General features: G+C 72.6%; 25 protein-coding genes and 1 tRNA gene. 16 read left to right on the top strand and 10 right to left on the bottom strand.

The genetic code is table 11. The features are described 5' to 3' along the window. Positions 1 to 173: 173 nt before the first annotated feature. The 5 genes from ACIGYR_RS27805 (at position 174) to soxR (ending at position 4,257) form a co-directional block, all read left to right on the top strand. Entirely contained in the window at positions 174 to 1,235 is a 1,062-nt protein-coding gene (locus tag ACIGYR_RS27805; protein ID WP_399603594.1) for a glucose-1-phosphate thymidylyltransferase, read from the top strand. After that, entirely contained in the window at positions 1,232 to 2,197 is a 966-nt protein-coding gene (gene rfbB / locus ACIGYR_RS27800) for a dTDP-glucose 4,6-dehydratase (protein WP_391846032.1), read from the top strand. The genes ACIGYR_RS27805 and rfbB overlap by 4 nt, the downstream gene beginning before the upstream one ends. A 99-nt stretch (positions 2,198 to 2,296) precedes the next feature. Further along, the gene (locus tag ACIGYR_RS27795; RefSeq protein WP_391846030.1) at positions 2,297 to 2,905 is read left to right on the top strand and encodes a hypothetical protein; all 609 of its coding nucleotides are present in this window, start codon (positions 2,297 to 2,299) and stop codon (positions 2,903 to 2,905) included. A 139-nt stretch (positions 2,906 to 3,044) separates the two neighbouring features. Further along, positions 3,045 to 3,668 (top strand): DsbA family oxidoreductase, encoded by a 624-nt coding sequence (locus ACIGYR_RS27790; RefSeq protein WP_391846028.1) that lies wholly within the window; start codon positions 3,045 to 3,047, stop codon positions 3,666 to 3,668. Position 3,669: 1 nt separating this feature from the next. After that, positions 3,670 to 4,257, top strand: coding sequence for a redox-sensitive transcriptional activator SoxR (gene soxR / locus ACIGYR_RS27785; protein WP_399603598.1), 588 nt, complete (start codon positions 3,670 to 3,672; stop codon positions 4,255 to 4,257). A gap of 283 nt (positions 4,258 to 4,540) precedes the next feature. On the opposite strand, the gene ACIGYR_RS27780 is transcribed toward soxR, so the two are convergent. From ACIGYR_RS27780 to ACIGYR_RS27750, 7 genes are all read right to left on the bottom strand, one after another. Beyond that, the gene (locus tag ACIGYR_RS27780; protein ID WP_399603600.1) at positions 4,541 to 5,734 is read right to left on the bottom strand and encodes a hydrolase; all 1,194 of its coding nucleotides are present in this window, start codon (positions 5,732 to 5,734) and stop codon (positions 4,541 to 4,543) included. A gap of 335 nt (positions 5,735 to 6,069) precedes the next feature. Next, positions 6,070 to 7,101: a Gfo/Idh/MocA family protein gene (locus tag ACIGYR_RS27775; protein WP_399603603.1), complete on the bottom strand. Its 1,032-nt coding sequence runs from the start codon at positions 7,099 to 7,101 to the stop codon at positions 6,070 to 6,072. After that, a complete protein-coding gene (locus ACIGYR_RS27770; protein WP_399603605.1) occupies positions 7,098 to 8,429 on the bottom strand; it encodes an NDP-hexose 2,3-dehydratase family protein in 1,332 nt (443 codons plus the stop codon). Before ACIGYR_RS27770 ends, ACIGYR_RS27775 begins: the two co-directional genes overlap by 4 nt. After that, positions 8,429 to 9,250 carry a DUF6081 family protein gene (locus tag ACIGYR_RS27765; RefSeq protein WP_399603608.1) on the bottom strand — a complete coding sequence of 274 codons (822 nt, stop codon included), beginning with the start codon at positions 9,248 to 9,250 and terminating at the stop codon, positions 8,429 to 8,431. Before ACIGYR_RS27765 ends, ACIGYR_RS27770 begins: the two co-directional genes overlap by 1 nt. 192 nt (positions 9,251 to 9,442) lie before the next feature. Continuing rightward, positions 9,443 to 10,486, bottom strand: coding sequence for an LLM class flavin-dependent oxidoreductase (locus ACIGYR_RS27760; protein WP_399603610.1), 1,044 nt, complete (start codon positions 10,484 to 10,486; stop codon positions 9,443 to 9,445). A gap of 105 nt (positions 10,487 to 10,591) precedes the next feature. Then, positions 10,592 to 11,341, bottom strand: a complete 750-nt coding sequence (locus tag ACIGYR_RS27755) for an SDR family NAD(P)-dependent oxidoreductase (protein WP_399603613.1) — start codon at positions 11,339 to 11,341, stop codon at positions 10,592 to 10,594. Continuing rightward, entirely contained in the window at positions 11,341 to 12,159 is an 819-nt protein-coding gene (locus tag ACIGYR_RS27750) for an SDR family NAD(P)-dependent oxidoreductase (protein ID WP_391846014.1), read from the bottom strand. Before ACIGYR_RS27750 ends, ACIGYR_RS27755 begins: the two co-directional genes overlap by 1 nt. Positions 12,160 to 12,496: 337 nt before the next feature. Between ACIGYR_RS27750 and ACIGYR_RS27745 the strand changes: the two genes are divergently transcribed. The 7 genes from ACIGYR_RS27745 (at position 12,497) to ACIGYR_RS27715 (ending at position 18,830) form a co-directional block, all read left to right on the top strand. Then, positions 12,497 to 13,762 (top strand): beta-ketoacyl-[acyl-carrier-protein] synthase family protein, encoded by a 1,266-nt coding sequence (locus ACIGYR_RS27745; protein ID WP_399603616.1) that lies wholly within the window; start codon positions 12,497 to 12,499, stop codon positions 13,760 to 13,762. Further along, on the top strand, positions 13,759 to 14,997 hold the full coding sequence (locus tag ACIGYR_RS27740) for a ketosynthase chain-length factor (protein ID WP_399603619.1): 1,239 nt from the start codon (positions 13,759 to 13,761) through the stop codon (positions 14,995 to 14,997). The genes ACIGYR_RS27745 and ACIGYR_RS27740 overlap by 4 nt, the downstream gene beginning before the upstream one ends. 22 nt (positions 14,998 to 15,019) lie before the next feature. Further along, a complete protein-coding gene (locus ACIGYR_RS27735; protein WP_391846009.1) occupies positions 15,020 to 15,277 on the top strand; it encodes an acyl carrier protein in 258 nt (85 codons plus the stop codon). A gap of 93 nt (positions 15,278 to 15,370) precedes the next feature. Continuing rightward, on the top strand, positions 15,371 to 16,354 hold the full coding sequence (locus ACIGYR_RS27730) for an aromatase/cyclase (RefSeq protein WP_399603623.1): 984 nt from the start codon (positions 15,371 to 15,373) through the stop codon (positions 16,352 to 16,354). A 241-nt stretch (positions 16,355 to 16,595) separates the two neighbouring features. Then, positions 16,596 to 17,024, top strand: a complete 429-nt coding sequence (locus ACIGYR_RS27725) for a nuclear transport factor 2 family protein (protein WP_391846005.1) — start codon at positions 16,596 to 16,598, stop codon at positions 17,022 to 17,024. 8 nt (positions 17,025 to 17,032) lie between these two features. Then, positions 17,033 to 17,836, top strand: a complete 804-nt coding sequence (locus ACIGYR_RS27720) for a 4'-phosphopantetheinyl transferase family protein (RefSeq protein ID WP_399603626.1) — start codon at positions 17,033 to 17,035, stop codon at positions 17,834 to 17,836. A gap of 43 nt (positions 17,837 to 17,879) precedes the next feature. Beyond that, the gene (locus ACIGYR_RS27715) at positions 17,880 to 18,830 is read left to right on the top strand and encodes an MBL fold metallo-hydrolase (protein ID WP_399603629.1); all 951 of its coding nucleotides are present in this window, start codon (positions 17,880 to 17,882) and stop codon (positions 18,828 to 18,830) included. A gap of 11 nt (positions 18,831 to 18,841) precedes the next feature. Here the strand turns inward: ACIGYR_RS27715 and ACIGYR_RS27710 are convergent, their stop codons facing one another. Beyond that, entirely contained in the window at positions 18,842 to 19,360 is a 519-nt protein-coding gene (locus ACIGYR_RS27710) for a flavin reductase family protein (protein WP_399603632.1), read from the bottom strand. Positions 19,361 to 19,952: 592 nt separating this feature from the next. Beyond that, positions 19,953 to 20,717, bottom strand: coding sequence for a helix-turn-helix domain-containing protein (locus ACIGYR_RS27705; RefSeq protein ID WP_399603634.1), 765 nt, complete (start codon positions 20,715 to 20,717; stop codon positions 19,953 to 19,955). 180 nt (positions 20,718 to 20,897) lie between these two features. Between ACIGYR_RS27705 and ACIGYR_RS27700 the strand changes: the two genes are divergently transcribed. The 3 genes from ACIGYR_RS27700 to ACIGYR_RS27690 all read left to right on the top strand — a co-directional run bounded on the left by ACIGYR_RS27700 (position 20,898) and on the right by ACIGYR_RS27690 (position 22,604). Continuing rightward, positions 20,898 to 21,275, top strand: coding sequence for a DUF6415 family natural product biosynthesis protein (locus tag ACIGYR_RS27700; protein ID WP_399603636.1), 378 nt, complete (start codon positions 20,898 to 20,900; stop codon positions 21,273 to 21,275). Between the two features lie 97 nt (positions 21,276 to 21,372). Continuing rightward, positions 21,373 to 21,873: a hypothetical protein gene (locus ACIGYR_RS27695; RefSeq protein WP_399603638.1), complete on the top strand. Its 501-nt coding sequence runs from the start codon at positions 21,373 to 21,375 to the stop codon at positions 21,871 to 21,873. 77 nt (positions 21,874 to 21,950) lie between these two features. Then, positions 21,951 to 22,604, top strand: a complete 654-nt coding sequence (locus ACIGYR_RS27690) for a class I SAM-dependent methyltransferase (protein ID WP_399603641.1) — start codon at positions 21,951 to 21,953, stop codon at positions 22,602 to 22,604. Between the two features lie 354 nt (positions 22,605 to 22,958). Here ACIGYR_RS27690 and ACIGYR_RS27685 read toward each other — a convergent pair. Continuing rightward, positions 22,959 to 23,031 (bottom strand) — tRNA-Ala (locus tag ACIGYR_RS27685). Positions 23,032 to 23,213: 182 nt separating this feature from the next. Between ACIGYR_RS27685 and ACIGYR_RS27680 the strand changes: the two genes are divergently transcribed. Continuing rightward, positions 23,214 to 23,762, top strand: a complete 549-nt coding sequence (locus tag ACIGYR_RS27680; RefSeq protein WP_391845997.1) for a helix-turn-helix domain-containing protein — start codon at positions 23,214 to 23,216, stop codon at positions 23,760 to 23,762. Positions 23,763 to 23,866 lie beyond the last annotated feature (104 nt).

The following is a 23,866-nucleotide window of genomic DNA, read 5'->3' as shown; positions in this document are numbered from 1 at the left end:
CACCCGTCCACGAAGGGGGCCGGCCCGTGCCGGCCCCCTTCGCCGTGCTCCGGCACCCTCGCGCACCCGTCCGCCACACGGAGTCCAGCTGAAGTGGACCCGCCCTCTAGGTCGGCTTCCCAGAATCGGTGCCGTAACCGAGGCCGGGGCAAAGGTGCGAGTGAAGGGTTGCCATGAAGGCGCTGATTCTGTCCGGAGGGATGGGGACCAGGTTGCGTCCCTTCACCTATTCCATGCCCAAACAGTTGGTGCCCGTCGCCAACAAACCGATCCTGGTGCACTGCCTGGAGAACGTCCGTGAGATCGGCGTCGAGGACGTGGCCGTCGTGGTCGGCGACCGCGGCGAGGAGATCCGCGCGGTCGTCGGGGACGGCTCCGCGTACGGCCTGAACGTCACCTACCTCCAGCAGGAGGCCCCGCTCGGCCTCGCGCACGCCGTCTCCATCGCCGAGGAATTCCTCGGTGACGACGACTTCGTGATGTACCTGGGCGACAACATCCTCGCCGAGGGCATCGCCGAGTCGGCCCGCGCCTTCCGCGCCGCGCGCCCCGCCGCCCAGCTGCTGCTCACCAAGGTGGCCGACCCGCGGGCCTACGGCGTCGCCGAGGTCGACGCCGAGGGCCGGGTGCTCGCACTGGTGGAGAAGCCGCAGCAGCCGCGCAGCGACCTCGCCGTGATCGGGGTGTACTTCTTCACCGCCGCGGTGCACGACGCGGTGCGGGCCATCGAGCCGAGCGCCCGCGGCGAGCTGGAGATCACCGACGCCGTCCAGTTCCTGGTGGAGCGCGGCGACCGGGTGGTCGCCGACGCGTACGCCGGCTACTGGAAGGACACCGGCAGCCCGGACGACCTGCTGGACTGCAACCGCCTGCTGCTCGGCCGGCTCGACCACGGTGTGCACGGCGAGGTCGACGCGGCCAGCACCGTCGAGGGCCCGGTGCTCGTCGAAGCCGGGGCCGTCGTGGAGCGCTCGCGTCTCGTCGGACCGCTCGTCGTCGGCGCGGGCAGCATCGTGCGTGACAGCGAGCTGGGCCCGTACACCGCGCTCGGCCGCGACTGCGTCCTGGACGGCGCCGGGATCGGCGACTCCATCGTCCTGGACGGGGTGTCCATCCAGAGCGTGCGCGGACTGTCCGGCTCGATCATCGGCCGCTCGGCCGCGGTGCGCGGTGGCGAGGCCGCCGGGCGCCGGCTCATCATCGGCGACCACACCCAGGCGGAGGTGGCGGCATGAGGATCCTGGTCACCGGCGCCGCCGGGTTCATCGGCTCGCACTACGTCCGCGAGGTACTCGCGGGCAGCTATCCCGAGTCCGACGACGTCCGCGTCACGGTCCTGGACCGGCTCACCTACGCGGGCCGCCGCGCGAACCTGCCCGCCGAACACGAGCGGTTCGAGTTCGTGCACGGCGACATCTGTGACCGCGACCTCCTGGACCGGATCGTCCCGGGCCATGACGCGATCGTGCACTTCGCGGCCGAGTCCCACGTGGACCGCTCGGTCACCGCCCCGGGCGAGTTCATCCGTACCAACGTCACGGGCACCCAGCAGATCCTCGACGCGGCCCTGCAGGCCGGCGTCGACCGGGTCCTGCACGTCTCCACGGACGAGGTGTACGGCTCGGTGGAGACCGGCACCTGGACCGAGGCCAGCCCGCTGCTGCCCAACTCGCCCTACGCGGCGTCCAAGGCGTCCAGCGACCTGGTCGCCCGCGCCTACCACCGCACGCACGGGCTCGACGTGCGCATCACCCGCTGCTCCAACAACTACGGCCCGTACCAGCACCCCGAGAAGCTCATCCCGAACTTCGTCACCCGCCTCCTGACGGGCCGTCGCGTGCCGTTGTACGGCGACGGCCGCAATGTGCGCGAGTGGCTGCACGTGGACGACCACTGCCGGGCCCTGCACCTGGTGCTCACCAAGGGCCGGGCGGGCGAGATCTACAACATCGGCGGCGGCAGCGGTCTGAGCAACCGCGAGATGACCGGCCGTCTGCTCGAACTCCTGGGCGCGGACTGGGACATGGTGCGCCATGTCGAGGACCGCCCCGGACACGACTTCCGCTATGCGATCGATGACTCCAAGATCCGCGAGGAGCTGGGCTACGCGCCCCGCTGGTCGATCGAGAGCGGGCTGGGGGCGGTCGTGGACTGGTACCGCGACCACCCCGACTTCTGGCGGACCCCGGCCTCCTGACGGCCGCCCCGGAGACGCCACCACCCCCCACGCCAACCCAGTTGTCCACCCCCGCCGGCACCGGCCGGCGGGGACCTGTCGACGAGAAACGGAACCCACATGTCCGCTCTGCGCAGCCGTGCCCGCACCGCCGCCATCGCCGTCCCGCTGGCCCTCACGGGTCTGGTGGCCGCCACCTCCAGCGCCTCGGCCGCCCCGGTGAAGACGTACTTCGACTGCCGCGTCGGCACCACCACGGGCCTGGCCTACAGCACGTACGTCGACGCCGAGGCCCCGGCCACCGTCAAGCGCGGCGCCACCTTCGACGTCACGCTGGACCCGGCCCCGATCACCCCGAACCCGGCCTACAACAAGGTCGTCAAGGACGTCGCCCTGCAGTTCAAGCTGCCGGAGGGCGCGACCGTCGTCTCCTACGAGGTCGCCGACGGCGGTGTCGCGGGCACCCCGAAGCTGGAGGTGGACGGCACCAAGGCGGTGCTGCGCGCCGAGGGCCCGTACGCCTCCAACACGCCCTTCGACCTGCCGAAGGTCACCTTCAAGCTGAAGGCCCCCAAGACCCGGGCCACCCTGGAGACCCGCTTCGGCGGCACCTCGCACGACGACCCGGGCTTCAGCTGGACGTTCACGCCCGTCAACTGGCCGAGCGACGCCCAGCTCGCTTGCTGGCCCGACCAGCCGATCGCGCTGGCCAAGACGGTCGTCCAGTAACCGTCGCGAACACAGCGTCCGTACCGGCTGCGCCGGCCGGCCCCTCAGCGGGGCGGGCCGGCGCGGCCGCGCTTGACCTCTAGCGCGGTCGAGGTTGCAGGCTGGTCGAGAAGGGTCCTGAAGTGGGGAGACAGCGGCAGTGAAGATCGAGATCTGGTCCGACATCATGTGCCCGTGGTGCTACATCGGCAAGGCACGGCTCGACAAGGCGATCGAGCGCGTCGACCGTGACGACGTCGAGGTCGTCTGGCGCAGCTTCGAACTCCGCCCCCAACAGCCGCGTACGCCCGGTGCCACGCTCGGCGAGATGATGCGGGAGAAGCTCGGGCTCAAGGACGGGGAGACCGTCGAGCTGTTCGAGAAGATCCGCGTCCTCGGCGAGGCCGAGGGCCTGGACATCCGGCTCACCGGCGTCCGTCCCGTGAACTCCTTCGACGCGCAGCGCCTGGTGCACCTCGCGGCCGAGAGCGGCCTCGCGCACCGGCTGAAGGACGACCTGTTCCGCGTCTACCTGAAGGAACAGCAGAACGTGGCGGACCACGACGTCCTGTCGCGCACCGCGATCGGTGCCGGGCTCGACGCCGATGACGTCGCACGGGTCCTGGCGGGCGACGCGTACGCCGCGGACGTGCGCGAGGACGAGGCGGCCGCCGTGCGCCGCGGTGTCACCGGAGTACCGACCGTCTTCGTCGACGGGGTGCGGATCGCCGGCGGCGTGCCCTCCGTCGAGCAGTTCCACTGGGCACTGGCGGAGACCGGCTGAGATGAGCGTCAGCCGACCCGCGTCCCACGTCACCGAACTCACCGTCGGACAGCTGTCGGCGCGCAGCGGCGTCGCGGTCACGGCACTGCACTTCTACGAGTCCAAGGGGCTCATCAAGAGCCGCCGGACGCCCGGCAACCAGCGCCGCTACACCCGGGACACGCTGCGCCGCATCTCGGTGATCCGGGTGGCGCAGCGGATGGGCATCCCGCTGAGCACGGTGAGCGAGGCGCTCGCCGCCCTGCCCGAGGGGCGCACTCCGAACCGGGCCGACTGGGCGCGGCTTTCGCAGCGCTGGCGCGCCGATCTCAACGAGCGGATCGAGCAACTGCTGGCGCTGCGCGACGGACTGGAGGACTGCATCGGCTGCGGCTGCCTGTCGGTGAGCGACTGTCCGCTGACCAATCCGTACGACGAGCTGGGCGAGGAGGGTCCCGGGCCGCGCCGTCTGCTGCGCGAGCCGACGGGCGCGGCGGCCCGCGGCCGGACCCAGCACACCCCGGTGGCGGAAGCGGACGTTCCTGTGGCCGATCCGTGCGGGGGCGTGAGCCCGTCGTGCCAGGGTGGCGCGAAGGACCCGACGGACTGAGACCTACGGGTACGCACCACCACCCCCGCGCCACGGCGAGGGCCCCGCTCCACCGAGAGGGAGCGGGGCCCTCGCCGTACCCGCGTCCGGACGACGGGCCGCCCGGGCACGCACGACGACCGGGGCGTACGGGGCGGGAGCTCCCTCCCCGTTGCGTACGCCCACGCTTCAGTACGGCTCGTGTGCGTGCCCCGGCGTGCGCAGGCCGGTGCTCATCCGTACGCCCCGGTCTCCGTACGGCTCGTGTGCGTGCCCCGGCGTGGGCAGGCCGGCGCTCAGTGGCTCACTTCTCGCGCTGGAGTTCGCGGGCGTACGCCTCGGCGGCGCCCGCGAAGCCGAGAACGACATGGCCGGCGGCCGAGTGGGCGTCCCGCCAGTGACGCTGGAGCGGCGCCGTCTCCTGGTGGGCCCGCGTGCCCGCGGAGGCGAAGAGCCGGTCGACGGCGGCCGTGGCCAGCTCGGCGGCGAGGGCGCAGTCCCGGCTGTTGCGGGCCATCTCGAGGTCGGTGACCCGGCCCGTGTCCGCCACGCGGGCCGCCGACTCCAGGAGCAGCGCAGCCGTGTCCGCCTCGCCCGCCGCCCGGCCGAGGATCACGGCCGCAGAGCTTTCCAGACCGCCCGAGGCGGAGGTGTGGCGGGGCGCGGTCCCCTCGCGCCAGGCGGCCACCGCGGCACGCGCGGCACCCAGTACGGGGGCGGCGAAGCACAGGCCGTTGACGGCCTTGAGGGGCACCCGGTGGCACGGCGCCTCGGCGTTGTCGGCGACGCCCGTGGCGATCGCGTCCCGGGTGAAGGTCAGCTCGTCCGCCACGAAGACGTCCTCGACGTGGAGGGTGTTGCTGCCGGTGCCGCGCATGCCGACCGACGACCAGGTGTCCTCGGTGCGCCAGCTGCCGCGCGGTACGGCGAAGAAGCGGGCCACCGGCCGCTCCTGCGTGGTCATCGCGCACACCAGCGCCCAGTCGGCGTGGTCGACGACGCTGACGTAGGGCCAGGTGCCGTTGATCCGCCAGCCGCCCTCTTCGCGGCGGGCCCGGCCCAGGGGCATGAGCGCGCCCACGATCAGGGCGTCCGGGCCGCCCGCCCAGATCCGGCGCTGACCGGCCTCGGGGAGGTAGGCCGCCATCCGGCCGAGGGAGGCGGTCAGCGAGGCGGCCCAGGCGGCCGAGGTGCAGCCCTCGCCGACCACGGAGACGGCCCGGACGATCTCCTCGAAGGTGCCGGCGTCGCCGCCGTGCCGGCGGGGCACGAAGTGGCGCGCGAATCCCGCGTCCAGCATGAACCGCACGACCTCCGGGGCGAGCCGGTGGTCGCGCTCGGCGGCCTGCGCGTGCTCGGCGGCGATCTTCGCGACGTCGGCTGCCGCGACGACGACGGCGGCGGAGTCGATCCGGGAGGTCCGCCGGTCGGAGATCTGCTGGGCGGTCCGGGGTGTGGTCCGGGGAGACGCGGGCGGGGACGTCTGCTGTGTCGGCATCCTGGTCTGCTCCTCATGACAGTGCCTCTGGCTGGTGCTGGGCGCCAGCCTCACGCGCGCCGCTCGAGCCGGACTACAGGCCGCCCTGGGTGCGGCCGGGCCCGGCCGCACGGGGTGGTGTCCCGGGGTGCGTCGGCGCGCAGCTCGCCTGGGCCGCGCGTGCGGGTGAGGCGGTGACCGTGCCGACGCTCGCCGTACGCGAGCGCCGTGAACGCGGGTCGGCCCGCCGAGGCGGGTGATCACATGGGCGCCCGGGCCTCCGCAGCTCTCGGACGTCCTTCCTCGTCGCCCTCAGATCTTCACGAGGTGGGCCGGATGTCCTTCCTCGTCGCCCCTCAGATCTTCACGAGGTGGGCCGCCCGGCGGACGGCGTCGACCAGCTCGGCCTGGCGGAGCACCGGGGTGGTGTCGGCCACGTGCCCCCGGCCGGCTCCGCGCACCGCCTCGGCGAAGGCGGTGACGGCGGTGCTCGCCTGGTCGTGCGCGGGAAGGACCCGCTCCTCGGAACCGTCCGCGCGCTCGATCCGCAAGGTCGGTCGGTGTCCGGCGGGCGGCGAGTACGCCCGGTCGAGGGCGAGGCTGCCCTCGCTGCCGAGGAGGCGCCAGCCCGCCGTGTAGGCGTGCTCCATGCCGAACACCAGCTGGGCGCTCGCCCCGGTGACCGGGTCGCCGAGCAGGGCGCTGCCGCCGAGGTCGACACCGCGCGCGGTGTCGTGGCGCAGGACGGCGCCGTGCACCCGCAGCTCGGGGCCGAGCAGCAGGGAGGCCAGCCGCAGCGGATACACACCGATGTCGAGGAGGGCGCCGCCGTCGAGGTCGGCGCGGTAGCGGATGTCGTCCACGGGGCGCGGCGGGATCGTGAACGAGGCGCTCAGCGCCCGTACGTCACCGATCACGCCGGCGGCCACCAGGTCCCGCACGGCCGTGTACGCGCCGTGGTGGACGAACAGGTAGTTCTCGGCGAGGACGAGGCCGCGCTCGCGGGCGAGGCCCAGCAGGCGTGCGGTGTCGGCGGCCCGTGAGGTCAACGGCTTCTCGGCGAGGACGTGCTTGCCCGCGCGCAGCGCGCGCTCGGTCCAGCGCGCGTGCAGGGCGATCGGCAGCGGGACGTACACGGCGTCCACGTCGGGACGTTCGAGGAGCGCGTCGTACCCCTCGACGGCCGCGCAGCCGTACACCTCGGCTGCGGCCCGGGCCTTGTCGGCGCTGCGGCTGGCGATCACCGTCGGTTCGGTGTGCGGGGAAGCGGCGAAGGCGGGCAGCATCCGGCGCAGCGCGATGTCGGCACAGCCGGCGACCCCGATCCGCAGAGCCCTCGGCGACGGCGTGCGCACCGTGTTCGCCGAGCCGGTGGGTGCCGGGCTCATCGGGCCGCTCCGTGGTCGGGCAGGGTGCGGACGCACGCCAGCAGGGTCCGCGCCTCCACGTCGACGAGGTTGCCGATCCGGCCGGCGCGGGTGAGCTGTCGTACCGTCATCCAGGTGTAGTTCTCCGGAACGTCGGCGGGCATCTCGTCCCCGTCCAGGACGAGGTACCGGTTCTCCGCGTGATAGAACCGGCCGCCCTCCTCGGAGTGGACGGTGTCGAAGAGCACCTGCTCGGGCCGTGCGGTCAGGACGGCCTCCAGATAGGGCGGCCGGGGCGCGTCGTCGGCCAGGTTGCCCGGGTTGCACTGCACCGTGGGCCCCAGCTCGACGGCGTCGAACGTCCCCGCCTCGGCGCGGGCCTGAACCAGCAGATGCCGTTCCCCGTGGAACTCCTTGCTGATGAAGGCGATCACTCCGCGGCCGACCGGTGCCAGCATCGGTTGCGACCACGAGGTGACCTCGCGGCTGTCGGCCTCGACGTCGACGCCGATGATGCGGAAGTACCGGCCCGACTCGTGGACGATCTCACCCCGTTCGGCGTCGCGGTGCCAGCCGTCGACCCGGCTCAGCGGGATCGTCGTGCGCTCGGGCCGGTGGCGCACCTTGGCCTCGGTGAACCAGTGCAGCAGCGCCGCTGTGTCGTGCAGCGGTTTCTCCGCCGGCCGCCCCGACGCGGGACCTTCGCGGGGCTCGTCCGGCAGACCGGCCAGCACGGTGCGCGAGTCCATGTTGACGAGGTTGTCGACCCGCAGCAGCTCCGCCATCACCGGGCGTGGCACCCAGCAGAAGTCCTCGTGGACGGGGACGTCCCCGGTCGTCTCCACCACGATGTTGCGGTTGCGCTTGCCCAGGAACCACGAGCCCTGCTCGCTCTGCAGGGCGTCGTAGTGGACCCGGTCCGCTGCCCCCGGCCTGAGGAAGTGGTCGATGTAGCGCACCGCGGAACCCCGGTGCACCCGCATGTAGTTGCTGAACGTGGCCTGCACCGTCGGCGAGAGCTGCAACGTGTTGATGTTGCCCGGCTCGATCTTGGCCTGCATCAGCAGGTGCGGCACCCCGTCGAACCGCTTGATCAGCACACCCAGGACGCCCGTCTCCGGCTGCCGGATGATCGGCTGCGTCCACGAGGGCCCGTCCGGTTCCTGCCGGCCGTACCGCAGGCCCTCGACGGAGAAGAACCGGCCGCTGCGGTGGCGGACGTCGCCGCTTGCCGGATCGGTGTACCAGCCCTCAAGATCGTGCAGCGGTACCGGGGTGATGCGGTAGCGATGGGCCGCGCCCCGCTCGGCGAACCAGGTGTGGAAGTCGGCCGCGTTCTTGATCCGCATCAGCCCGCCACCCCCTGGGGGACGGAGCGGGCGGGCTGACCGACGGAACCACCGGACCGTGTGACGGAGAGGTCGGAGACGGTCAGCCGTACGCCTTGGCTGTGCGGGGATTCCGCGATGAGGGCAAGGCCGGGCGCGAGGAACGCGGACCGCACGGTGGACAACGGCCCCGGCGTCCAGGAGTCCGCACGCGCCGGCTCGGGCAGCCCATGTCCCAGCCGCTTGACGGCGAACACCTCGTCGCCGTCGAGCAGCCAGCGGGCGACGCCCGCCGCCGAGTCCACCACGAGGGCGCAGCGGTGGCTGTCCGAAGGCCGGCGCGAGGCGAGCGGCACGCTGTACGAGAACCCTCCCCGGGTGCCGTCCGGTGCGGGCACCCTGCCGTACAGCGCCCAGACCCGTCCGTCGGTCAGGCCGAAGTCCATGATCAGTCCGGCGTCGCGGTCAAGTACGACGAGCACGCCTGCACCGTCGCGTATGTCGTCGTCGGCCGCCTCGTCCGTCACGACCCCCCGCACTTCCGCCGACAGGGTCGCCGACACGGTCAGTGTGGCGCCGCCGGTGTCACACGCCGGGCCGAAGGCGGCCCAGCGCAGATGGTCGACCGCCTCCCCCTCGGGCGGCACCACGAAGGCCGGGCGTCCGGTGTCCGGGTCGATGCCGGTGGGCTGGACCACCAAGCCGGCGGCCGTGGCGTGGGTGGTGCCGTCCCCGGCCGCGAGCGCTCCCGCGGGCCGCAGCGACCAGGGGCCGTCGGGCCGGGTCCGGGGGTCGCGCACCCGCAGCCCTTCGGCGAAGTCGTCATGGAAGAGGAGCGTCATGGCGTTCTCCATACTCTCCGGGCTCTCCGGTCGGTGAAGGGGCGAGGTGGACGGGCGACGGGGGCGACGGGGCCGGGCGGCGATGTTTCACGTGAAACAGGGCGGAGGCCGATCCGTCGTACCGGAGCGAGCCGGCTCGGCCACCTTGAGGGCCCACCCGCCGGGTGATGTTCGATGTGAACCGAAGAAGGGTCAGGCGGTGGGGACGGGGGCCGGGGCAGCGGTGGCGGTGCCGGAGCGCTCCAGGGCGCGGGCCGCCGCCTCGACGATCGTCAGCCGCCCCTCCAGGCCGGTCGCGGCGGCCGAGACCATGACCCCGAGCGTGGTCACGCCCGCGTCGGCGTACTCGCGCATCCTGTCCGCGATCCGGTCGACCGGGCCGATCAGCGCCGTACGGTCGATGAAGCCGACCGGCAGTGCGGCCCCCGCGCCCGCGCGGTCGCCCGCGCCGAGCCGGTCCAGGAAGGCGGCCGTCTCGGCCTCGTACCCCATCGAACGCGCCATCGAGCAGTAGAAGTTGCGGTCGGGGTCGCCGATCCCCATCAGATACACGTACTGGCCGCGCAGCAGGTCCGCCGCCTCCTCAGCGGTGTCCGCGACGGCCGTGGGCAGGCTGGGCAGGACGTCGAAGCCGTCCAGGTCGTCGGTACCCCGGCCCTTGCGGATCTCGGCGACGGACCGGGCCACGGCCTCCGGTGAGGTGAAGACGCCGAGCCAGCCGTCCGCGATCTCGCCCGCGAGCCGCAGGTTGCGCGGCCCGACCGCCGCGAGAAGCACCGGCAGCCGGCCGGGGCGCCGCTCGGTCAGCAGATGCAGCGGAGCGGGGCCGCCGACCTCGAAGTGGGCGCCCTGGTGGGTGACCGGCCCACCCTCGAGGGCGCGCCGGACGATGTCGACGTACTCCCGTGTTCGTTCCAGTGGCCGGGTGAACGGCACGCCGTACCAGCCCACCGACACATCGGGGTTGGACACCCCGAGGCCCAGCCGGAACCGGCCGCCGCTCAGGGAGTCGAGCGTGGCGGCGGTCAGCGCGGTCATGGCCGGTGGACGGCCCGGGATCTGCATCACGCCCGAGATCAGCGCGATGCGTTCGGTCACCCCGGCCACGAGGCCGAGGACACTCGCCGCATCGGACCGGTAGCCCTCCGGGGCGAGAGCGGCGGCGTAACCCAGCCGTTCGGCGGCGCGGGCGAGTTCGCCGGCACCTTGGTGGACGAGGTTCACGGCGAGCCGCACGGTCTGACTCCTCGGGAAGGGGAGGGGGGTGAGATGTGGGGGTGAGGGCGTGTGTGGGCGTGAGGGCAGGTGCGGGAGAGGGCGTGGGGCGGGTGCGGGCCTGGGTCAGAGAAGGTGGGCGCCGCCGTCCACCAGCAGGACCTGCCCGGTGGTGTACGTGGACCGGATCAGGCCCAGGACGGCGTCGGCGACGTCCTCGGGCCGGCCCGTCCGGCGCAGCGGCGTGGTCTTCCGCACGTGCTCGGCGATCGGCGCGAAGAAGTCGCTGTTCTGCGTCCACGGCGTCTCGATCAGCCCCGGCGCGACCGCGTTGACCCGTACGGCCGGCCCCACCGTGTGGGCCAGGAGCCGGGTCATGTGCTCGATGGCCGCCTTGCTCACCGCGTACGGGATCGAGCTGCCGGCCGGGCGGCTGCCCGCGATCGAGGACACGTTGACCACGGCGCCGCTCCCCGAACGGGTGAGGTGCGGCATCGCGGCCACGGTCGTCTGCCAGGTGCCGATCACGTTCAGGCCGAGGATCTCCCGCCACACCTCGGGGGTGGCGGCGGCCAGGTCGGCGTGCGGGATGGCCCGCGTCCGCCCGGCGTTGTTGACCAGGACGTCGAGCCGGCCGTAGTGCTCGACGGCGGTGTCCACCAGACGGCGGGACTCCTCCTCGTCACAGACGTCGGCCCGGACGTAGAGGGCGTCCGGCAGAGCGGCGGCCGTCTTCTCACCGTCCTCCACGGAGCGGGCCGAGTTGACGACCACGCGGTATCCGTCGGCGGCCAGCCGCTGGGCGACGGTCTGCCCGATGCCGGAGGAGGACCCGGTGACCAGCGCGACGGGCGCCTGGGGCGCGGTGGCGGCCATCAGTAGTTGCCCAGTCCGCCGCAGACGTTCAGCGCCTGCGCGGTGACCGCCGCCGCGTCATCCGCGACGAGGTACTCGACCATCGCGGCGACCTCGCGGGTCTCCACGTACCGGCCCAACGGGACCCGGTTGGTGATGCGGTCGAAGGTCTCCTCCTCGGACACCTGCCAGATGCCCGCGTAGTGCTCGCGCACCCGCTCGGCCATCGGCGTCTCGACGAAGCCCGGGCACACCGCGTTCACGGTGATGCCGGTACGGGCCAGCTCCAGGCCGAGCGCCTTGGTCAGGCCGACGACACCGTGCTTGGACGCGGAGTACGGCACGGCGTGCACGACGCCCTGCTTGCCTCCGGTGGAGGCGATGTTGATGATCCGGCCGCGCTTCTTGGCCAGCATGCCGCCGGCGTTGAGTACTTCCTTCGTCATGAGGAAGACGCTGGTCAGGTTGGTCTGGATGACGTCGAGCCAGAGCTCGTCGGGGATCTCGGCGGTGGCACCGCCGCCGCTGCGGCCCGCGTTGTTCACCAGGATGTCGACCGTGCCGTACCGCTGCACCGCCGCGGCCACAAAGGCGCGGATCTGGGCCGGGTCCGCAACGTCGCACACCGTGCCGTCGACGTCGAACCCCTCGGCCCGCAGCTCCTTCACCGTCTGGGAGAGCCGTTCCTCGTCGCGGGCGCACAGGAAGGTGCGCGCGCCGAGAGCCGCCAGCCGCCGGGCGATCGCCAGGCCGATGCCGCTGGTGGCACCGGTCACCAGCGCCACCGGCTTCGCTGCCGTGGCGGAAGTGGCCGTGGCCGTCGCTGTCGCCGTCGTCATTGCTGCTCGTCTCCCTCGGGTGGGGTGGGGGCGGGATGGGGCGTCGTGCTGCCGTGCCACGGGAGAGCGTCGCCACGGGCGCTCGAGCGGGGCTGGAAGCCGGATGGAGAGGAGCGATCCGGCCCAGGCGCTACCCGGCCGGGCGGACCCGAGCCCCCGCCCGCCCGGTCCAGGGGCTCCCCGACCGGCCGGACCCGGGCGCGCCGGCCGCCCTCGGCGCCGCCCCATCCGTCCGCGAGCCGCTCTCGAGCAGGGCCGGGGAGTGTGCCGGGGTGTCAGTGAGGTACGGCGGGCGAAAGGAGCCCCACGCGATGCCCAGCAGTACAGGAGGACGACGGTGACCCGGCGTGTAGTGATCACCGGGGTCGGGGTGCGCGCCCCTGGCGGCTCGGGGACGAAGGAGTTCTGGGACCTGCTCACCGCCGGCCGCACGGCCACCCGGCCCATCAGCTTCTTCGACGCCTCCCCCTTCCGCTCCCGGATCGCGGGCGAGGTCGACTTCGACGCCGTCGCCGAGGGCTTCTCCCCGCGGGAGGTCCGGCGCATGGACCGCGCCACCCAGTTCGCCGTCGCCTGCACCCGGGACGCGCTGACCGACAGCGGCCTGGACACCGGCGCCCTCGACCCGTCCCGGATCGGCGTTGCCCTGGGCAGCGCCGTCGCCTCGGCGACCAGCCTGGAGAACGAGTACCTGGTGATGTCGGACGCCGGCCGGGAGTGGCTGGTGGACCCGGCGCATCTGTCGCCGTACATGTTCGACTACCTCAGCCCGGGCGTCATGCCCGCCGAGGTCGCCTGGGCGGCCGGCGCCGAGGGCCCGGTCACCATGGTGTCCGACGGCTGCACCTCCGGCCTGGACTCCGTCGGCTACGCGGTCCAGCTGATCCGCGAGGGCAGCGCCGACGTGGTGATCGCGGGCGCCGCCGACACCCCGGTCTCGCCGATCGTGGTCGCCTGCTTCGACGCCATCAAGGCGACGACGCCGCGCAACGACGACCCGCAGCACGCCTCCAGGCCCTTCGACGGCACCCGCAACGGCTTCGTACTGGCCGAGGGCGCCGCCATGTTCGTCCTGGAGGACCACGAGGCCGCCAAGCGGCGCGGCGCGCACATCTACGCCGAGGTCGGCGGCTACGCCACCCGCTGCAACGCGTACCACATGACCGGTCTGAAGAAGGACGGCCGCGAGATGGCCGAGTCCATCCGGGCCGCCCTCGACGAGGCCCGCCTGGACCGCACCGCCGTCGACTACGTCAACGCGCACGGCTCCGGCACCCGGCAGAACGACCGCCACGAGACGGCCGCGTTCAAGCGCAGTCTCGGCGAGCACGCCTACGCCGTGCCGGTCAGCTCCATCAAGTCGATGGTGGGCCACTCGCTCGGCGCGATCGGCTCCATCGAGATCGCCGCGTCGATCCTGGCCATCGCGCACAACGTCGTACCGCCGACGGCGAACCTGCACACTCCCGACCCCGAGTGCGACCTGGACTACGTGCCGCTCACGGCGCGCGAGCAGCGCGTCGACACGGTGCTCACCGTGGGCAGCGGATTCGGCGGTTTCCAGAGCGCCATGGTCCTGCACCGCCCGGAGGTGGCCGCGTGAGCACCCGTCCCCCGAAGCGTGCCGTCGTCACCGGCATCAGCGTCGTCGCACCCGGCGGCCTCGGCACCGAGCGCTACTGGAAGTCGCTGCTGACCGGCGAGAACGGCATCGGCGAGCTGTCCCGCTTCGACGCCGCGCGCTACCCGTCCAGGCTGGCCGGGCAGATCACCGACTTCGACGCCTCCGAGCACCTGCCCGGCCGGCTGCTTCCGCAGACCGACGTCTCCACCCGGTACGCCCTCGCCGCCGCCGACTGGGCGCTGGCCGACGCGGGCGTGGGTCCCGAATCCGGCTTCGACGACTACGACCTGGGCGTCGTCACCTCGACCGCGCAGGGCGGCTTCGACTTCACCCACCGCGAGTTCCACAAGCTGTGGAGCCAGGGCCCCGAGTACGTCAGCGTGTACGAGTCGTTCGCCTGGTTCTACGCCGTCAACACAGGCCAGATCTCCATCCGCAACGCGATGCGCGGCCCCAGCGCCGCTCTGGTCGGCGAACAGGCCGGCGGACTCGACGCGATCGGGCACGCCCGGCGCACGGTCCGCCGCGGCACCCGGCTGGTGCTCAGCGGCGGTGTCGACTCCGCGCTCGACCCGTGGGGCTTCGCCTCCCAGCTCGCCGGCGGCCTGGTATCCACGGTCACCGACCCGGAGCGCGCCTATCTGCCCTTCGACACCGATGCCTCCGGCTATGTGCCGGGCGAGGGAGGAGCCGTCCTCATCGTCGAGGACGCCGACTCGGCGAGGGAGCGCGGGGCGGAACGGATCTACGGTGAGATCGCCGGCTACGCCGCGACCTTCGACCCGGCGCCCGGTTCCGGGCGCCCGCCGGCCCTGGACCGCGCCGCCCGGCTCGCCCTCGCCGAGGCCGGTCTGACACCCGCCGACGTCTCCGTGGTGTTCGCCGACGGCGCGGGCGTCCCGGAGCTCGACCGTGCCGAGGCCGACGCGCTCGTGCGGCTCTTCGGCCCGCGCGGCGTCCCGGTCACCGCGCCCAAGGCCCTCACCGGCCGGCTGTGCGCCGGCGGCGGACCCGTCGACGTCGCGGCCGCCCTGCTCGCCCTGCGCGACCAGGTCATCCCGGCGAGCGGCCGCACCACCCGGGTGCCCGACACCTACGCCATCGACCTGGTGACCGGCGAGCCCCGGACGGCCGCCCTCGACACCGCCCTGGTGCTCGCCCGCGGCCGGCACGGCTTCAACTCGGCTGTCGTCCTCACCGCACCCCGCCCCTGACTTCCCCCAAGGAGACCCAGACATGGCTCAGTTGACCCTCGACGCCCTGCGCACCATCCTCGTCGCCTGCGCGGGCGAGGACGACAGCATCGACCTCTCCGGCGACATCCTCGACGTCACCTTCGAGGACCTCGGCTACGACTCCCTCGCCCTCATGGAGAGCGCCTCGCGCATCGAGCGCGAGTTCGGCGTCTCGCTCTCCGACGACGACGTCAACGAGGAGCTCACCCCCCGCCTCCTCCTCGACCTCGTCAACGTCTCGGTGGCGGAAGCCGCCTGACGCACCGTCGCCACACCGCGGGGGCCCGCATGTCCGATGCGTGCCCCCGCGGCATTCACGCCTGTGCCCGAACCCGCCGAAGGAGTACGCACCATGGCCCAGACCGCCGCCCGCCCCACCGTTCACCGCAGTGAGCACACCGTGACGGTCGCCGCACCGGCCGAGGCGCTGTACGCGCTGGTCGCCGACGTGACGCGGTGGCCCGCCGTGTTCGAGCCGACCGTGCACGTGCGGCACCTGGCCCGGGAGGGACGGACCGAGCGGTTCGAGATCTGGGCCGAGGTGAACGGCGACGTCGCACACTGGCGTTCGCGCCGGGTGCTCGACCCACGGCGGCTGTACGTGTCGTTCCGCCAGGAGCACAGCCGGCCGCCCGTGACGTCGATGTCCGGCGGGTGGCTGTTCCGGCGACTGGCCGACGGCGGCACGGAGATCGTCCTGCGCCACCGGTTCACCGTCGCGGACGACGACCCGGCCGCGGTGGCCCGCCTGGAGGAGGCCCTCGACCGCAACGGCGCCCGCGAACTCGGCGCGCTCGCCGCACTCGCGCAGACCGGCCACGCCGTGGACGACCTGGTGTTCTCGTTCACCGACACGATCCCGCTCCAGGGCGCGGGCGCGGCCCTGGACGCGTACACCTTCATCGAGCGCGCCGAGCGCTGGGCCGACCTGCTGCCGCACGTGGCCCGGGTCGACCTGACCGAGCCGGAGCCGGGCGTGCAGTGGCTGGAGATGGACACCGTGACGGCGGACGGCTCCGCCCACACCACGCGCTCGGCCCGGATCTGCCGGGCACCCGAGTGGATCGCCTACAAGCAGCAGCTCACCCCCCGGCTGCTGTCCGGGCACAGTGGCGAGTGGACGTTCGCGGAGACTCCCGAGGGGCCGGTGGCGACCGCCCGCCACACGGTCGCCGTCGATCCGAGCGGCATCACCGAGGTCCTCGGCCCCGACGCCACCCTGGCCGACGCCCGCACCTACCTGCGCGACGCGCTCGGCCGCAACAGCCTGGCCACCCTCCGCCACGCCGTGGAAGCGGCCCCCCGCGTCCAGGACCCCTCACCGCACGGGCACTGACCGCCACCCGGCCGCGCCCCCACCCTGCCGCGCCCCCGCCCGCATGGGTCAGCACACCTGGTGAGCCGGCCCGGAGATCCTGCCGCGGCCACGGCGGAACCGGCCGGTGATCCGGTCGGCGGCCTTGCTCCACAGGAACGGCCGGACCTGCTCCGTTCCAGACTCAAGCCGTAGTGGAGGGCCCTTCGAGCCCGCCCGGCGAGGGTGGCGGCATCGACCATCTCGCGCTCTGGAGGAACCGGTGACCGCCACCGCAGTCCGTACCGACGTCTACGCCCAGGTCCAGCACTTCTACGCCCACCAGATGCAGGCCCTCGACGGGGGCCGCTTCACCGAGTACGCGGCCACCTTCACCGAGGACGGCACCTTCCAGCACTCCCCCGCCGCCGAGCCGGCCGTGGGCCGCGCCGGGATAGTGGCCGAACTGGTGGAGTTCCACAAGCGCTTCGAGGGTGACCCGGTCCAGCGCCGCCACTGGTTCAACCACATCGCCCTGGAGCCGCAGGCCGACGGCTCGCTGCGCTCCACGGTGTACGCCCTGGTCGTCACGGTCCGGCCCGGCGGGAAGCCGGAGATCGCACCCAGCTGCGTCGTGCACGACGTCCTGGTCGTGACCGAGGAGGGCGTGCACACCCGCTCCCGCCTGGTCACCCACGACCAGCTGGCCTGAGCCCGCCGGTGCGGACCCCACCCGCGCCCGGTCCCGGACAGCCGCTGCTCGTCCACGGCACCGTCGGGGAATGGGCGGCGCGGCCACCTGGCCTGAGCCCGCCGGTGCGGACCCCGCCCGCACTCGGTCCCGGACAGCCGCTGCTCGTCCACGGCACCGTCGAGGAATGGGCGGCGCGGGCGGACGCCCACCCCGGGCACCCCGACGACGCGGAGCGTCTCGACGCGCTCCGCGACGACCGGATGCGCCGGCGTTTCAGGGCCTCCCGGCTGCTGATCCGCACCACCCTCGGCGCGCTCTGCGGCCGCGATCCCGACCGGGTCCGCCTGGCCCGCACCGCGCTGGGCCGCCCGTACGCCTCCGACCTGCCGGAGCTGGACTTCAGCCTCAGCCACACCGGGTCCCTGCTGGCCGTCGCGGTCCTCCGCGGCGGCCGCGTCGGCGTGGACGCGGAACGCCCGGGGCGCCCCATGTCCGTACTGGAGCACCGGATGTGCACGCCCTACGAGCGCGCCGGGCTGGACGCGCGGGGACTGCGCGGCGCCGCTCGCGACGCGGAACTGCTGCGCCTGTGGACCCTCAAGGAGGCCTACACCAAGGCGCTGGGGACGGGGCTGCGCCACCCGCCGCGCACCTTCGGCCTGGACGCCGCCGACCCGGCGGGCCGCCCGGTCCTGCGGGACGCGGCAGGCATCCCGCTGACCGGCCGCCTCACCACCGCCACACACGTGCTCGGCGGGGTGCTGGTCAGTGTGGTCGCGGCACGTCCGAGCCGGGAGCCGGTGGAGTTCGAGCCGGGCTCCAGTCGCTGAGCCGACGATGAACCAGATCCATGATGTCGAAGAGGAGGCCCACATGACCGGACCGACTGCCGGAGTGACCGCCCGCCCGACCGGGGGACCGGCCGACGCCGGGCCGGAGTTGACGGAGGTCGCCGACAACGTGTTCGCCTACGTGCAGCCCGACGGCGGCTGGTGCCTGAACAACGCCGGCCTGATCGTCTCGGGCGACCGCGCGGCCCTCGTGGACACCGCGGCCACCGAGGCGCGCGCCCGGGCGCTGCGCGCGGCGGTGCTGGGTGTCGCCCCGAGCGCCCCGCAGGTCCTGGTCAACACCCATTTCCACGGCGACCACACCTTCGGCAACTTCGTCTTCCCCGAGGCTTTGATCGTCGGTCACGAGCGCCTTCGTACGGAAATGGCCGAAGCGGGCCTGCACTTGACGGGCCTGTGGCCGGACGTGGACTGGGGCGACCTCGAACTCGTCACGCCCGCACTGACCTTCCGCGACCGGCTCACCCTGCACATCGGCGACAAGACCGCCGAACTGCTGCACCTGGGCCCGGCCCACACCAGCAACGACACGGTGGTCTGGCTGCCCGCCGAGCGGGTCCTGTTCACCGGCGACCTGGTGATGAACGGAGTGACTCCGTTCTGCCCCATGGGGTCGGTCGCCGGCACCCTGGAGGCGCTGGACACGATGCGTGCCCTCGCCCCCGAGGTGGTCGTCACCGGCCACGGACCGGTCGCGGGACCAGGAGTGTTCGAAGAGACCGAGGGATACCTGCGCCTGCTGCAGGACCTCGCGAAGCAGGGACTCGCCGAGGGGCTCGACCCGGTCGCCCTGGCCCGCCGCACCGACCTGGGCCGGTACGCGCACTGGCTGGACGCCGAGCGGCTCGTCCCCAACCTTTTCCGGGCGTATGCCGAGGAACAGGGCGAGCCCCGCGGCTCCCGTGTGGACATGGGTGAGCTCTTCCGCCGCATGGTCGAGTACCACGGCGGGCTGCCCGCCTGCCACGCCTGAGCGCCCGGCGCTCACGGGCGCGCGGCGATCTCTGCGGGCGCGGCGTCCCACGCGGCGAAGGCCCCCCGCCGGTACAGCAGCGGGCGGGCCTCCTCGCGCATCCGGACCTGCTCCATCCGCCCGAGGAGCAGCCGGTGGTCGCCGGCCGGAATGCTCCGCTCCAGGGTGCACTCGGCGTGCCCGAGCACACCGTCGAGCAGTACGGGGCAGTCGGGCACCGACTCGCCGCGCCGCCACGCCACCCCGTCGAACTTCCAGTCCGAGCGTCCCGCGAAGGTCCGGGCGAGCTCCTCGCCGCCCTCGGCGGACAGCAGGTGCAGCGCGAAGACCTCCGAGCCGAGCACCGCGGGGAGCGTGCGCGAGCCCTCGTCCACCGACACCAGGAGCAGCGCCGGGTCCAGGGACACCGCGCAGAACGCGTTGCAGGTGAAGCCGAGCGGTCTGCCGTCCGGGCCCACCGTGGTCACCACCGCGACGGCCGTCGGTACGGATCCGAAGAACTCGCGGAACGCCTCAGGCCCCAAAGCCATGCCCCTCACCGCCGTCACATCGCACGTTCGCAGCGCCGGGCGGACCCCGGCCACGCTGGACAGCGTCGTCGGACTTTCTGGAGGTCACCTGGACTCCCGCTGGAGCCCGACGGCGTCCGAGGTCGCCGCCGTCGCCGACACCGTGGCGGGTGCGGGCGGGCGGGCACCGGCATCCGGGAGCGCCGATACCGTGGCGGGTGCGGGCGGGCACCGGCATCCGGGAGCGCCGCCGCCGGGTCCTGGCCCGCCGCTGCCTGACACGACCCGAGAAGATCGCCGACCACTTCGCCTGCACACCGGTGACCTGCACGGTTGCGGACCTGGCGAGGGTGACCGGGGGCGATCGGGGAGTGCTCGCAGGCCGAGCAGGACCGGCAGCGAATCACCGCCCAGGACTTCGCCCTGCGCTACATCGCCGGGTGGGCCCGCTCACTGGTCGCGTACATGCGGCAGGCCCAGCTGGAGCTGCCCCCGCCTCCGCAGCCGGTACCCGACGAGGTCCGTCCGTACCTTCACGACATCGGATCGTGACAGCGGCCCCGCTCTCCTTCGGGAGGGCGGGGCCGCTTCAGTGCGTTCAGGGTACGAATGGCTACGCCTCGGGCGGCCGGTTGTACCGGTCCAGCGTGGCCTTGGCCGTGGACGCGTCCATGAGCCTCAGCTCCCAGGGGCCGGTGTTCACGTCGAACTCGCGGCCGAATCCGACCCACTTGCCGGCCATCCGGCGGCCGGTCGGCTCGGCCAGCATCTGGAGCGCGCCGAAGTACCGGGCGCCCTGGTAATACCCGTCGGCGGCGGTCTGCTCGGTCCACGTTCCGGTGACCGTGTTGCCGTCCACCTGGAGGTCTAGGGTGAGCGGACTGTCCGGGTTGAGGCTGCCGTTCGGCAGGCTGCGGGCGGTCAGGGTGTTGCCGTGCTGCAGGAGTACGACGTAGTGCCGGCCGGTGAGGACCTCGTTGCCGCGTCCGCTGGACACGTACTCGTACGTGCTCAGCCACACCCCGGAGTAGTTCCTCGCAGGCGCGGCTTGTGTGGTGGGTGCGGGCCCGGCCAGGATGCCGAGGGGGGAGTCCTCGAGGTCATGGCCGCCGTGTCCGTCGTCGCTGACGCGGGCGAGTGTGGTGGCCGGGAAGCCGAGGCTGCCGATAGGCATGCGGGTCACTGCCTCCAGTGCGCGGGCGTAGATCGGGCGGGGCGCGGTGGTCTGACCGGACTCCCATCGCTGGACGAGGCGCTTCGACGCGTCGTTCGGGGTGCCCGCTCGCTGGCCGGCATCGCGGAGCGCCCGGGCGAACTCGTCTTGGGACATGAGCAGCGCCATACGCGCGGCACGGAGGGTGCTGTTCGGCGTTGTCATGGGGTCCACGGTAACCCCGCAGCACTCAGAGTGACACCGAAATGACGCCCTGCATGTCGTCGGTAGGACGTCGCAAATGTCGTCGCGCGACGCCGGGTGACGGCACGAATGTGATCGGTGACACAGCGCCCCGGCGACCGCGCGAACGGCCCCGGGGCTGGCCGACTGCAAGGAGTCGACGTGACGCACCGTACAGCCCCCGCCGCTCCCGTGGCAGACCTCGACCGGCTGCCGCCCGACATCACGACGATGCGCGCGACCGCGCGGCGGCTGCTTGCCGATGACGCACGGCCGGTCAAGCCGGAGGAGCTGGAGACCCTCAGACTCGCCCTAGTCGGGCATGCCCAGCACCTTACCGATGTGGTCGAGCTGATGACCGGTGAGCACCAGCCGGACGACGCCCCCGCGGCCTGCGCGCTGGCCTGCGTCCGCGAGGCTCGTGCGCGCCTTCGGCTTGGTGCCGGAGACAACCCGAACGTGCGCATGTCCGTCGCGATGAGGCTGGCCCGGTCCGTCCGTGCCCTGTGCGACCACTACGAGAACCTCAGCAACAGCTGAGCCCTAGACGTCCGCCCGTCTTCCAGCACTTCCCAAGGAGGCGCGCGGAGACAGGCCCTCGGATCCCGAGGGCAACCGCCCACTCACGGAGGATCGAGTGACCATCGCATTACAACTCCCGGTATCGAGCCGCACTCGCGACCCGCAGGAGCTGCTTAACGCGGTCGTACCCCACATCACCGAGCTGACCGTCAACGTCTTCGACTCCGGCATGAGCCTGTGGGGCCGCGAGATCGCGCTGCTGCTGCGCGACCACACGATGGTCCGTGACATGGCCGAACGGATCCTCGGCAATGCCGTCATGTACGTCATGGGCTCCATCGAGAGTCCCGACGTGCACCTCGGGGTCGGCAAGCTCGTGGACATCGGCGTACACCAGCTCATCCTTGACACGCCGGTGTGGTGGGGCATCTGCCGCCGCTACAACGGAGGCGCCTACAAGCACCACGCCCCGTTCATCGAACGCCGCCGGGATGGCCTGTGCCTGCGCACCGGCGAGTTCCTGAAGAGCCAGGGCTGGGCGATCGATGAAGAGCTGTGGGCCATCGACGGCTCAGACTGCTCGCCGTGCGACGACAAGGTCCCCGACAGTCACTGACCCCGCTACAGTCGCCCCCGCCCTCGCGCACCCCCGAGGGCGGGGGCTCCCCGTATCCCGACGACCAGAGGACCGCCGTGCCCGTACCTCACGACATCCCCGCCGAGACCGAACTCTGGGACGCCTTCGCCAAGAGCGCGTTCGACGCGGAGGCAGAGCCCTCGTTCTGCTGGACGCAGTACGCCGGCCACGGGCCGGGGCCTGAACTCCTGGGCTCACCTGAGTCAGTGCTGGAGATCGGCTGCGGCACCGGCCGCGCCTTGGCCCACCTCGCGCAGCAGGGCGTAAAGGCCACCGGCGTGGACCTGTCGCCCCGGATGGTGCAGCTGGCCGGTGACCGGTGGGCGTCGCTCGGCGTCCGGATCGAGCAGGCGGAAGTCCTCGACTGGCTCGCCACCGATCAGGACCGGTACGACGCCGTGTACTCCATCTTCGGCGCGGCCTGGTTCACCGACCCGTCCCGCCTCTTCCGGCTCGTCCGCAAGCACCTGGCGCCGGGCGGCGTCTTCGTGTTCTCCCAGCCGCCGGCCATCCCTGGCGCCTACGGCCCGCAGGGGATGTACAAGGGCGGGTTCGCGGGGAAGGCCATGTTCACCTACCGGTACAGCTACAAGCCGGAGGTGTGGGAGCGGCACCTGTTGCGGGCCGGTTTCGCCACCGCCGAGGCGCGCGTGCTGGATGCTCCGGAGGCCGGGCACATCGGCACGCTCATCGTGCAGGCCCGCGCCTGACCCCTCGGCCGGGGTTCGCGGACGCGGCGGATCTGCTCCCCCACCTGGCGGCGGCGGGTAATGACCCGATCGTCGGGCGGGGTGGGACGGGGCACCCGTCCACGCTCCCGACCGCAAGATCACTTGTGAGTAGGGCCGACTCTCATTTGAGTGATCAAGGTTCCCCGTCGTCAGCGTGGGGAGCCGCACCGTCCTCGTCTGCGTCCGCTGGCACTCTACGGCGGACAACGCTCTGATCAAGTCCCCCGGAAGGCGACCGTCAAACCGTGATCGTTTGGCGTTGTGGACTCTATGCGGACTCGGGGAACAAGAACACCCCCCGAGAGAAACTCTCGGAGGGTGTCTGACCTGCTGTGGAGCCTAGGGGAGTCGAACCCCTGACATCCGCCATGCAAAGACGGCGCTCTACCAACTGAGCTAAGGCCCCGGGAAGCAGCCCCCGGCCGGACGGTGTGGGTTCCGGCGGGTGCCGCAGACCAGAGTACCGGGTCACCCCCCGTATCTCACAAAAAGATTGGGGGTCCCCGCGGATGACCACTCTCCGTAAGATGCTCGACGTGGTTCGCGACAGCGAACCGCGGTTTTCAGGGGAAGCGATGGGGAGACGCAATGGATGCCGCACAGCAGGAAGCCACCGCCAGAGCGCGGGAGCTGCAGCGGAACTGGTACGGGGAGCCGTTGGGGGCGCTCTTCCGCAAGCTCATCGATGATCTCGGGCTGAACCAGGCGCGACTCGCCGCCGTCCTGGGGCTGTCCGCTCCGATGCTCTCGCAGCTGATGAGCGGCCAACGCGCGAAGATCGGCAATCCGGCGGTGGTCCAGCGGGTGCAGCTGCTCCAGGAGCTGGCGTCCCAGGTCGCGGACGGCAGCGTCAGCGCCGCCGAGGCGACCGAGCGCATGGACGAGATCAAGAAGTCGCAGGGGGGCTCCGTGCTCAACAACACCACCCAGACCACGAGCAGTTCCGGTGCGCCCACGGTGAAACGAGTGGTCCGCGAGATCCAGTCGCTGCTCCGCTCGGTGGCCGCCGCCGGTGACATCATCGACGCCGCGGACTCCCTCGCTCCGAGCCACCCCGAACTCGCGGACTTCCTCCGCGTCTACGGCGCCGGCCGCACCTCCGACGCCGTCGCGCACTACCAGTCCCACCAGAACTGACCTACGGGCCGGTTCACCGCAGGGGGCCGGGCCCGCCGGGTCGTATCGCTCGTCTCTTGGGTAGGGAGGGGAGCGAGGGAGCCGAGGGGGGCATGAGGCCCGGG

Source organism: Streptomyces sp. NPDC053076, from assembly GCF_044546845.1.
In the GTDB taxonomy this organism is placed as follows: Bacteria; Actinomycetota; Actinomycetes; order Streptomycetales; family Streptomycetaceae; genus Streptomyces.
Note: the sequence above shows the minus strand (reverse complement) of the source record. Positions and strands in the feature narration are given on the sequence as shown.

Coding starts and splice junctions, on each gene's coding strand:
- ACIGYR_RS27765 (WP_399603608.1), bottom strand. CDS start 9,250: ATGACGCTCCTCTTCCATGACGACTTCGCCGAAGGGCTGCGGGTGCGC.
- soxR (WP_399603598.1), top strand. CDS start 3,670: ATGAGCGTCAGCCGACCCGCGTCCCACGTCACCGAACTCACCGTCGGA.
- ACIGYR_RS27780 (WP_399603600.1), bottom strand. CDS start 5,734: ATGCCGACACAGCAGACGTCCCCGCCCGCGTCTCCCCGGACCACACCC.
- ACIGYR_RS27775 (WP_399603603.1), bottom strand. CDS start 7,101: ATGAGCCCGGCACCCACCGGCTCGGCGAACACGGTGCGCACGCCGTCG.
- ACIGYR_RS27735 (WP_391846009.1), top strand. CDS start 15,020: ATGGCTCAGTTGACCCTCGACGCCCTGCGCACCATCCTCGTCGCCTGC.
- ACIGYR_RS27770 (WP_399603605.1), bottom strand. CDS start 8,429: ATGCGGATCAAGAACGCGGCCGACTTCCACACCTGGTTCGCCGAGCGG.
- rfbB (WP_391846032.1), top strand. CDS start 1,232: ATGAGGATCCTGGTCACCGGCGCCGCCGGGTTCATCGGCTCGCACTAC.
- ACIGYR_RS27710 (WP_399603632.1), bottom strand. CDS start 19,360: ATGGCTTTGGGGCCTGAGGCGTTCCGCGAGTTCTTCGGATCCGTACCG.
- ACIGYR_RS27795 (WP_391846030.1), top strand. CDS start 2,297: ATGTCCGCTCTGCGCAGCCGTGCCCGCACCGCCGCCATCGCCGTCCCG.
- ACIGYR_RS27730 (WP_399603623.1), top strand. CDS start 15,371: ATGGCCCAGACCGCCGCCCGCCCCACCGTTCACCGCAGTGAGCACACC.
- ACIGYR_RS27715 (WP_399603629.1), top strand. CDS start 17,880: ATGACCGGACCGACTGCCGGAGTGACCGCCCGCCCGACCGGGGGACCG.
- ACIGYR_RS27680 (WP_391845997.1), top strand. CDS start 23,214: ATGGATGCCGCACAGCAGGAAGCCACCGCCAGAGCGCGGGAGCTGCAG.
- ACIGYR_RS27805 (WP_399603594.1), top strand. CDS start 174: ATGAAGGCGCTGATTCTGTCCGGAGGGATGGGGACCAGGTTGCGTCCC.
- ACIGYR_RS27755 (WP_399603613.1), bottom strand. CDS start 11,341: ATGGCCGCCACCGCGCCCCAGGCGCCCGTCGCGCTGGTCACCGGGTCC.
- ACIGYR_RS27750 (WP_391846014.1), bottom strand. CDS start 12,159: ATGACGACGGCGACAGCGACGGCCACGGCCACTTCCGCCACGGCAGCG.
- ACIGYR_RS27705 (WP_399603634.1), bottom strand. CDS start 20,717: ATGACAACGCCGAACAGCACCCTCCGTGCCGCGCGTATGGCGCTGCTC.